Source organism: Streptomyces sp. NPDC088246 (assembly GCF_044741025.1).
In the GTDB taxonomy this organism is placed as follows: domain Bacteria; phylum Actinomycetota; class Actinomycetes; order Streptomycetales; family Streptomycetaceae; genus Streptomyces.
This window is the reverse complement of sequence record NZ_JBIURV010000007.1, coordinates 60,970-70,178: the sequence shown is the minus strand read 5'-3', so window position 1 is coordinate 70,178 and position 9,209 is coordinate 60,970. Positions and strand designations below refer to the sequence as shown.

Below are 9,209 nucleotides of genomic sequence, written 5' to 3'. Positions count from 1 at the left end.
GTTGGGGCGGCCGCGTCCGGTGGTACGGACTCCGGAGGGGCGGGCGCGGCCGGTGGTTCCAATGCGGCCGGTGGTTCCGACGCCACCGGCGGTTCCGGTTCCGGCAGCTCCGGCGGAGGCGACACCGCCACCCAGGTCGACGACGGCGGCGACGACGTGGACACCTCCGGGGAACCGGACGGTGGCGACGACGTGGACGCCGGCGGCAACGGCGGCGACGAGAAGCCCGGCGAGAGCTGCACCTCCGGCGTCGGGGCGTTCTTCTCCTGTGCCGCACACCAGACCGGTGGCTTCTTCGAAGGCCTGGTCGGCGACGGGCTGTGGGGCGACATCACCGGCACCTTCGACACGGTCATCCACCCCGTCAAGGCGTGGAACGGCCTGATGGACTACGGAAAGAGCCTTGGCGACAAGTGGAGCCAGGACTCCAAGGACGCTGGGGACAAGTGGTCCAAGGGCGACTACCTCGGTGCGGTCTGGGACTGGACCAAGGCGTCCGGTGGCACCGGGGTGAAGGTCCTGGACGACATGTTCATCGGCGACGACGTCCGCGACATGTGGAAGAGGGGCGACGAGGGTCAGGCGATCGGCACCGGCCTGTGGAACATCGGCTCGCTGTTCATCCCCGGCTACGGCGAGGCCAAGCTCGTCGGCAAGTTCGGAAAGCTGGGCAAGCTCGGGAAACTCGGCAAGCTCGGCGAAGTGGCCGAGAAGGCCTCGGAGGCCGCGTCCAAGGCGAAGAAGGCCGCCAAGGCGGGCGATGTCGCGGGCGCCGAGAAAGCCGCGAAGGAAGCGCAGCAGCACGCCGATGATGCGGCCGAGCAGGCCGGCCTCAAGGGCTGCACGGTCGGCATGGGCGGCCGCGTACGAGTTCCGTACGCCGGTGACGACGCGGGCCCGGGCCTGCCGGGCACGGGCCTCCCGGGCTCCGGCACCGGCGTCCTGGCCGCGGCCCGCACGTCCGTGCCCGTCGGGTTCCTCACCGGAAAGTGCGACGAGGCCGACCCGGAGAAGAAGGCGGCCGCCGACGAGGCCCAGAGGCTGGCCGACGAGGCGAAGAAGGCGGCTGACGCGGCCAAGCGGCGGCAGAACCTGGAGCGTGCGCAGAACGAACCGAAGCCGGCCTGGTACAAGGACCTGAAGGACCCGCCGGCCGGGGCCAAGGACGGCGGGGTAGGGAACTGGCAGGAAATCAAGCCGGGCGTCTGGAACTACCCGACCGAAATGGGCGCCCGTTATCAGGAGCAGATCTCCAAGGTGGGCCGCGGAAAGGAGTACCGGGTTCCGCTGGACAAGCTCACGGGGAAGCCGGTCGACTTCGACGGCTGGGACGCCTCGCGCGGCACCTACCTGGAGGCGAAGTACGGGTACAAGGGCAAGGACTTCTACAACGCAGAGACGGGGGAACTCACCCCGAAGGTCGCGGACCGGTGGGCGGATCAAGCCACCCGGCAAGTGGACGCGGCGCGTGGGAAGCCGGTCGAATGGCACCTGTCCGATCCGGACGTCGCGGAGGCGGCCAGGGAAATGTTCGAGGCCCGGGGCATCAAGGTTAAGGTGATTCACACGCCTGGTGATGTGACGGGCTGAGTACGGGCGGCCGAGGACCGGGCAAGCGGAACGGGAAGCAAGGCTGAAGGGAAAGCCGTGTTGTACGTCGTGGCCAACGGCCTGTGGGGTGTCCGCGAAGAGAGCACATCAGCGATTGCCGAACGCTGGCTCACTACCCTGAACGGGCTCAAGGGCATTGACGGTCCGACGTTCGACGGGTGGCACGAGGCGGAGGACGGGGTTGCTTCGGACCCCGTTCTGGAACCTTCGGTCGACACACTGACCGCCTACATCGAGCGGAAGAACGTAGCGCCGGACATCGGCGTGATCGGAATGACGTCCTCACTCTGGGCACAGAACCCGGGGATGCCGCGTGTGACCGTGGCCGTTCACGCGGGTGGCACGTCCCAGTGGGTCACGAACTCCCTCGCGGTCACCTTCCGCTCCCGCGAGGTGGAGGAATCGGCAGAGGTGATCCGGCGCACCCCCGAGATGCTTCGCGTCATTGCCGAGGCCTGGGACATCGACGCCGGCCAGGTGTACAACAAGTCCGAGTACCGGGCCGTGTCCGATGAGTTCGGCCTCGAGAATTCCCATCCCCGCTGCGGCCGGGCGGTCTACCTCTGCGCCGGGCGGGCGGCGTCGGCACCCGAAGGGCTCGACGGCACGTACACCCGTACCGCGGCCGGCGGCCTGGTCATCGACCTCACCCGGGGCGGTACGACCGTGCCGAGCGTCGAGGCGATCGTCGAGGCCAACAGGGAACTGCGGGCGGCCGGGGCGCTGGAGCCGATCCCGGAGCCGTACGACCGGGACAAGTTCTGACGCCTGCACGCCTGCACGCCTGCCCGCCTGCACGCCTGCACGCCTGCACGCCTGCACGCCTGCACGCCTGCACGCCTGCACGCCTGCTCGCCTGCTCGCCTGCGCGCCTGCGCGCCGGCCCGCCTGCACTCCGGCCCGCCTGCACGCCCGTCAGAGCAACCCCCGCATCGCCGCGAACCCGACCAGCAGCCCCACCGCGAACACCCCCGGCACGACCGCGAACACCGCGGGCATCACCACCGGCCCCCACGCCCCCGGGCCCGCCACCGTGGCGTGCTTCGACGGGGCCGCGGGGTCGTAGCTGACCCGGACCGGCGCCCCGACCTCGAAGCCGAACGGCCCCGGGGCATGGTCGGTGAATTCGATGTCGCGGCCGTCACGGGTACGGAAGGCGAAGACGTACTCGGTGACGTAACTCCGGTCCGTGCCCGGCCCCCGGTCGACCGTCCGGCGGTCCGCGCACCGGCCCTCGGCGTGTTCGCCGTGCCGGACCAGCCGCAGCACCCGATGCAGGCGCAGCGCCGAGCGGACGGCGAACGCGCCGAGGAACAGGCCGAACAGCAGCAGGAACGTGGCCGTGCCGCCGGGCAGGATCTGCATGAACGAGCGCCCCCGATCCGCTACTTGACGGTGATCGAATCGACGAACGCGTCGAGGTCCTGCCGGCTCAGCGAGCCCTTCACCGCATTGATCCGGACCGCGAACGGCACGTCCTTCGAATCGACGCCCGCCACCACGACACCCGTCATCTCGGTGCCCGGCGCCGGGGTCTGCTCCTTGCCGCTCGACGTGAACTCGTAATCGATCCTGCGCGCCTCACGGGCGCTCTCCGCACCCGCCAGCCGCACGTCCGAGGTCTCCTTGCGGGTCGCCCCGAGACCGATACCGGCGCCTGCCGCAGCTGCCGCCTCACCCGCGTCGTCCACGCCCGTGGCGAAGTCGAGCTGCACGGAGACCATGCCGGTGCGCAGCCCGCCCTCCTCCTTCAGCGCGACGGCGGCGTTGGCCTTCGCGCGGTCGGAGGCGGGCTGCTCCTTGTAGCCCTTCTTCTCGGGGTAGCCGACGGAGAGGCTCTTGGTGTCGAGCTTGCCCCAGCCCTCCGGAACCGCGGCGGCGTCGTCGCCGCAGCCGGTGAGCAGGGCGAGGCCGATGGCGGCGGCAGCAGCTGCGCCGATTGCCCGGGACATCTTCATCGTCGTCGTCATCGCCTATCGCCTCGTCGTCGTGCGTGGTTGCTGCGCACCGTAGCCGTACCCGGTGTACGAACTACTTCGCGCAGTAGCTGTACGGAAGGTACGAGCGCTTGTCGCCCTGCGGAGCCCCGAGGAACTGCGCGTTGGTCAGTGTCTCCTTCTTGTGCTCGTCCGAGATGGAGAATCCGAGACTCATACCGAGCGATACCTCGAAGCCGAACTCCTGGGCGTCCGTCTCACCGTGGTACTTCATGGTGCTCGACAGGCCGTCCTGGAACATCAGCTGGTCGAACGGGTCGGTTCCGGTGGGCTTCTGCTGCATGGAGTGGTCGCCGAACATGTACTCGAACGGGGCGGTGTTGTTGCCGGAGCCGTTGAGCCACTGCTCGGCGACGGCCCGCTTGCCCTCGGTGGCCTGGTCCGTGTCCTTGCCGAAGACGATCGAGTTGGTCAGGACCTCGATGCCGGTCTCGCTGGAGGAGTCGGTGCCGCTGACCTTGCCGCCGCGCTTGTCTCCGTCCTTCTTGCCGTTGTCGCCGCTGATGTCGCCCTTGTCGGACGTGGAGCCGCCCTCGACGGTCTGGGTCATGTCGATGCGGACGATCTTGCCGGTCTTCTGGTCGCGGGTGACGGTGATCGCCCCGGTCCGGCTGTCCTTCGCGGCGGCCGTGCCGCCGAGCGGACCGGCCGAACCGCCGACCTTGCCCTCCAGTTCGAGCTTGGCGGTGTACGTGTACGACTCGTTGCCGTTGACGTCGTCCTTGGTGATGGTCACCTCGGGGGAGAACTTGGCCTTGCCGCCGAGCTTGGCACCGAGTTTGGTCTCGTCGCCCGCGCTGATGGAGAGGCCGCCGTCCGCGTACGCGTTGAGGCCGACGGTCGAGTAGGAGATCTTCTTGTCGCCGATCTTCTTCTCGACGTCCTTCTTCTTGTCGGCCCACTTCATGCCGGAGTACCAGCCGCCGCCGTAACCACCGCTGTACTTGGTGGAGGTCTCCCACATCTTCATTTCCTCGATGTCGTCCCGCATCTTCTTGGCCTCTTCCTCGCTCTTGAAGACCCAGGTGTCACCGTTGGTGATCTTGATGCCGCCGCCGACGTCCACATCCGCCTTGCCCAGTTTGCCGAGCTTGATGCCGGGGGTGCTGGCGGTCGCGCCGGCCGAGGCGGCGTCCGTGAACGTCATGTAGACCAGCTTGTCGTTCTCGTCGACCTTGCCGTCGCCGTTCACATCGGTCTTGGCCTGGCTGACCTTCTGCTGGAAGCCGTACTCGTTGCCCCACTCGAACCAGCCGATCTTGACCTTGTCGCCGACGGTGTCGGAGATGCTGGAGACCTGGCACATCTTGGGCTCGTAGTCGGCGTCCGTCTTCGGCTTCGCGGTGGTGTCCCCGCCGCCGGTGGAGCAGCCGGCCCCGCCGCCGCCCATCGAATTGATCGCACAGCGGATGCGTTCCCCGATCTGCCCGCCGACACCCGCCATGGCCATCGCGCCGATCATCGTGACGACGAGGACGATCACCCCGAGGTACTCCATGGCGGTGGCTCCGCCGTCCCGCCAGGAGTACGGGTGGTACGGCGCGGGCGACTGTTCCTCGCGGTCGTCCAGCAGCCGGTCGACGGCCAGCCCCGCGGCCGAACCGGTCACCAGCGAGACGATCGGCATCAACGTGCCCTCGAAGCCCACGAGATGCCAGGACACGGCGAATCCGTAGGCGAGCGCGGCCAGCGGGACACCCAGGGAGGTGAGCAGCGTCAGAAGGCGGGACTCGCGCTGTTCGTCGGGCAGGACGCGGGCCGACGCCAGGACCGTGAGTACGGTCGTGATGACGTTCGGCACGTGCAGCAGGGCGAGGCGCCAGCCGAAGGACGTGAGCCGTTCGTCGGTGGCGAGCATCTCGACGAGCCCGCGCGTCACCAGATATCCGGCGGCGATGTAGACGAGAGCACCGGCGGCCCAACTACGGGTCAGTGCGAAGAACACACCCCCGCTCGCGCCGGAACCACCACCCCCGCTCCCCGGTGGTATGTGGCCCGCGCCTCCGCTTCCCCAGCCCCCGCCACCAGTCACGGTTCTTTCCTCTCCGACGCCCACTTGCCATGCCTGTGCCCGCAGTTCTGCATTCGGGTGTGGGCGTGAGCGTACGGGTGTACGGGCCGGGTGACCTGGGCCCTTGGCCCCAAAGTCGGGCCCAACGAGCGATGCCCGGCCCCCGCGGGGTGCGGGGGGCCGGGCATCGGGGAGAGGTGGTCCGGATCAGTCCAGATCGTCCGCGAACGTTCCCGCGCGTTCGGCGACTTCCGGCTTCCGGACCCGCAGCACGGCGAAGCCGACGACACCGACGACCAGCGCGCCCACGAACACGTACGGCAGCACGTTCAGCGGCCAGGCCGGGACGGGCCAGGGTGCGGAAGGCGCGCGCCGCGGCCGCCAAGGCGTCGCGGCCCGCCGGCCGCCCGCCACCTCGCGGCTCAGTGCGGCAGCGGCTCACCCTGTCATTGCCGTTCTGGGTGGAGGTCAGGGGTGGCTACCTCTGAGGGTGGAGGCGGTGAAGGGCGGGGGCCACCTGGGGCTGATCAAAGTGAGTACCTGATGCTGACGGGGCCGGGGGCAGCGGTCCATAGGCTCGGTGGTGCTCCTGACAGCGCGTCATGACTGCTCAGGGCGGAAAAGCCGAGGGAAGATGACGACGTACCGATACACCGTGGCCGAACTGCGCGGGCAACTGCGGCAGCTGGTCCTGACCGGGGCCGCGATCGCGCTGGGGGTGGCCTTCCTGATCGCCTCCGTCAGTGGGAGCGGGGCACTGGTGGACTCCTTCAGCCAGACCGCGGCCGCCGAAGTCGGGCCCGGCGACGTGCAGGTGACCCCCGCGGCGAAGGGAGCACTGGACACCGACACGGCCGCCCGAGCGCGGCAGGTGGCCGAAGTGGCCGGGGTGTCGCTGCGGCTGACCGGCCGGGGCGGGGTGCTGACCGCGGACCGGCGGCCGCTGGGCGACGCCGCGGTGGTGAGCTCGGTCGCCGCCGACCCGGCGCTGCGCTGGCAGTTGCTGAAGGACGGACGGTGGCCGAGCACCCCGGGCGAGGTACTGCTCGACGCCGACACCGCGCGGCGGATCGCCGCCGCGCCCGGCGCGGACATCCGGCTGGTCCGCGCCGACGGCGGCACCGCGACCGCCCACCTGGTCGGCACCCTGGACGGCCGCGGCGCGCCCAGCTTCGCCGGACACCCGATCATCGGCGTCCCGGACGGCGCGGTGCAGCGGTACGCCACCGGCGTCACCGCCACCCAGCTCGACGTCCGGCTTCTGCCGGGCGCCTCGCGGGCGCGCGGTGCGCAGACGCTGCGCGCCGCCCTCGGCCCCGCTGCCGAGATTCGCACCCGAGACGCGTCCGTCGCCGAGGCGACCAGGCAGAGCAAGACCCTCTACGGAGTGGTGCTGATCGCCGCGCTCTCCTTCGTCCTGATCGCCCTCGCGGTAGCGCGGATGGTGGTCAGCAACACCTTCTCGGTGGTGCTGGGGCAGCGGACCCAACAGCTCGCCCTGCTGCGCTGCGTGGGCGCCGACCGAGCGCAGATCCACCGACTGATCCGCCGCCAGGGCCTGCTGCTCGGAGTGGGCGCTTCGGCCGCCGGGGCGCTGCTCGGGACCGGGCTCTGTGCAGCCGGTACGGCGTTGGCGCATACCGCCGACCTCGGGCCGGTACACCTCTCGCTCCTGCCGTCCCCGGTGACCGTCGTGTCGGCCGGCCTGTTCGGCGTCCTGCTCACCCTGCTGGCCGTCCGCGGCCCTGCCAAGGCCGCCTCGGCGGTGCCGCCGTTGGCCGCGCTCGGTGGTACGCACAGTGCGGGCGGCGGCCCGACCCGGCTGCGCGCCGCGGCGTGGTCCGCGGCCCTGCTGCTCGCGGGTGTGGCGCTGCTGGCACTCGGGGTGGTGGCCGGACCGCCGCTCTCCCTGCTCGCAGTCACGCTCGGCGCGATCTGCAGCTTCTTCGGGGTGCTGAGGCTCAGCCACCGGCTGCTGCCGGCGGTCGTCGCGGCGCTGGGCGCCCCCGCACGGCGGCTCGGCGGCACAGCCGGGCGGCTCGCCACCCAACAGCTACGGCTCAACCCCGCGCGGACCGGCGCCACCGGTTCGGCGCTGCTGCTCGGGGTGACTGTGCTGGTCAGCGCCGTCACCGCACTGGCGATCACCTCCAACTCCCTGATGCCGATGCTCTCCGCGCGCCAGCCCGGAACCTTCTCGGCAGCCACCACCAGCGGCCCGCTGCCCGCGGGGGCACTCGGCACGCTCGGTGCGCAGCGCCAGCTCGTCGTCACGCCGGTCCGTTCGGCAACCGTGGAGATCGACGGCCACGGCACCCTGGTGGCCGCCGTCGACCCGGCCCGGCTCAATGCCCACACCGACGGCATCGACCGGGCCAGCGCGCTCGCCGACGGCGCCGCGCTCAGCGGCCTCGACAACGGCGGCGTGCGCCAGGTCGCGGGGGCGATGGGCCGGCCCGGTACCACTCTGCGGATCGAACCCGGGCGCAGCAGCCTGCCCTTCACACTCCAGAGCGGGGCCGTCCTGCTGGTGACACCGGCGACCCTGGACCGGCTCGCCCCCGGCGCGGCCGTCACCACGGCCTGGATCAGCCCCGCCCAGGGCACCGACCACCTCGCTGCCCGTCGGGCCATGGACCGGGCACTGGCCGACTACCCCCACGTACGCGTCACCGACACCGCGGCACAGGCGCAGAGCCTGCGATCGCTGATGGACCGGATGATGCTGATCACCGTGGCGCTGCTCGGCTTCTCGGTCGCCATCGCCGGACTCGGCGTCGCGGCCACCCTGATGCTCAGCGTCAGCGAACGCGCCCGCGAGATCGGCATGTTGCGCGCCATCGGAATGTCCCGCCGGCAGCTGCGCCGCATGCTCACCCTGGAGGCACTACTGCTGTCCCTGGCCGCCGCGGTGATCGGCACCGCCCTTGGCCTCGGCTACGGCTGGGCGGCCGCCCGATCGGTCACCTCCACAGTGGGAACGATCGGCGGTCCACCCGTACTTCTGGTACTGGCAGCGCTGGGGCTGACCGTGCTCACCGGACTCGCAGCCGCCATCCTGCCGGCCCGACGGGTCGGACGGATGACCGTCATCGCCGCGCTCCGCACGACGTAACACCTGCGAAGCGGGAACGCAGCGCATCCAAAACCGGTCGGGATGCGCCCAGTACACATCGGTGGGTCCAGGACTCACTCATGCACACTGGCTAGGAACGGTGGCGTTGTCCGTTCTTGCCGCCATAGGGCTCACTTCCCCCGCGCAGGCGGCGGCGCAGGCCGCGTCACCGGCGGCGCCACGGATCGACTGGCAGCGGTGTGGCGGGACGGACCAGTCGGCGGCTCTGCGGTGCGGGCAGATCTCCGTGCCGATCGACTGGTCCCGGCCCGGGACCTCTCCTCGCACGACCATCGAAGTCGCGCGCCTGCCGGCGGCCGATCCCGGACACCGCATCGGGACGCTCTTCTTCAACCCCGGCGGCCCGGGAGATGGCGAGGTCGGCTATCTCCGCTACGAGCAGGCCCGTGAGCAGTACTTCCCACCGGCGCTGCGTGACCGCTTCGACATCGTCGTCGTGGAGCCGCGCGGCACC

The 9,209-nt window shown here is 70.6% G+C and carries 6 protein-coding genes; 3 read left to right on the top strand and 3 right to left on the bottom strand.

Annotated elements, in window-relative coordinates; translation table 11 throughout:
- Window positions 1-1,590, top strand: a 1,590-nt coding sequence (locus ACIPEK_RS12415) for a Tox-REase-5 domain-containing protein (RefSeq protein WP_401994204.1), incomplete at its 5' end; no start/stop codon positions are given.
- Between the two features lie 57 nt (window positions 1,591-1,647).
- Window positions 1,648-2,376 (top strand): Imm52 family immunity protein, encoded by a 729-nt coding sequence (locus tag ACIPEK_RS12410; RefSeq protein WP_401994201.1) that lies wholly within the window; start codon window positions 1,648-1,650, stop codon window positions 2,374-2,376.
- A 150-nt stretch (window positions 2,377-2,526) separates the two neighbouring features.
- Here the strand turns inward: ACIPEK_RS12410 and ACIPEK_RS12405 are convergent, their stop codons facing one another.
- The 3 genes from ACIPEK_RS12405 to ACIPEK_RS12395 form a co-directional block, all read right to left on the bottom strand.
- A complete protein-coding gene (locus tag ACIPEK_RS12405) occupies window positions 2,527-2,976 on the bottom strand; it encodes a DUF3592 domain-containing protein (protein ID WP_383075371.1) in 450 nt (149 codons plus the stop codon).
- Window positions 2,977-2,996: 20 nt separating this feature from the next.
- Window positions 2,997-3,581, bottom strand: a complete 585-nt coding sequence (locus ACIPEK_RS12400) for a hypothetical protein (protein WP_401994197.1) — start codon at window positions 3,579-3,581, stop codon at window positions 2,997-2,999.
- Between the two features lie 61 nt (window positions 3,582-3,642).
- Window positions 3,643-5,640: a hypothetical protein gene (locus ACIPEK_RS12395; RefSeq protein ID WP_401994194.1), complete on the bottom strand. Its 1,998-nt coding sequence runs from the start codon at window positions 5,638-5,640 to the stop codon at window positions 3,643-3,645.
- A 613-nt stretch (window positions 5,641-6,253) separates the two neighbouring features.
- Between ACIPEK_RS12395 and ACIPEK_RS12390 the strand changes: the two genes are divergently transcribed.
- On the top strand, window positions 6,254-8,734 hold the full coding sequence (locus ACIPEK_RS12390) for an ABC transporter permease (RefSeq protein WP_401994191.1): 2,481 nt from the start codon (window positions 6,254-6,256) through the stop codon (window positions 8,732-8,734).
- Window positions 8,735-9,209 lie beyond the last annotated feature (475 nt).

Bases quoted from the DNA above. Each gene is read 5' to 3' on its own strand.
- ACIPEK_RS12405 (WP_383075371.1), bottom strand. From the start codon at position 2,976: ATGCAGATCCTGCCCGGCGGCACGGCCACGTTCCTGCTGCTGTTCGGC.
- ACIPEK_RS12400 (WP_401994197.1), bottom strand. From the start codon at position 3,581: ATGACGACGACGATGAAGATGTCCCGGGCAATCGGCGCAGCTGCTGCC.
- ACIPEK_RS12390 (WP_401994191.1), top strand. From the start codon at position 6,254: ATGACGACGTACCGATACACCGTGGCCGAACTGCGCGGGCAACTGCGG.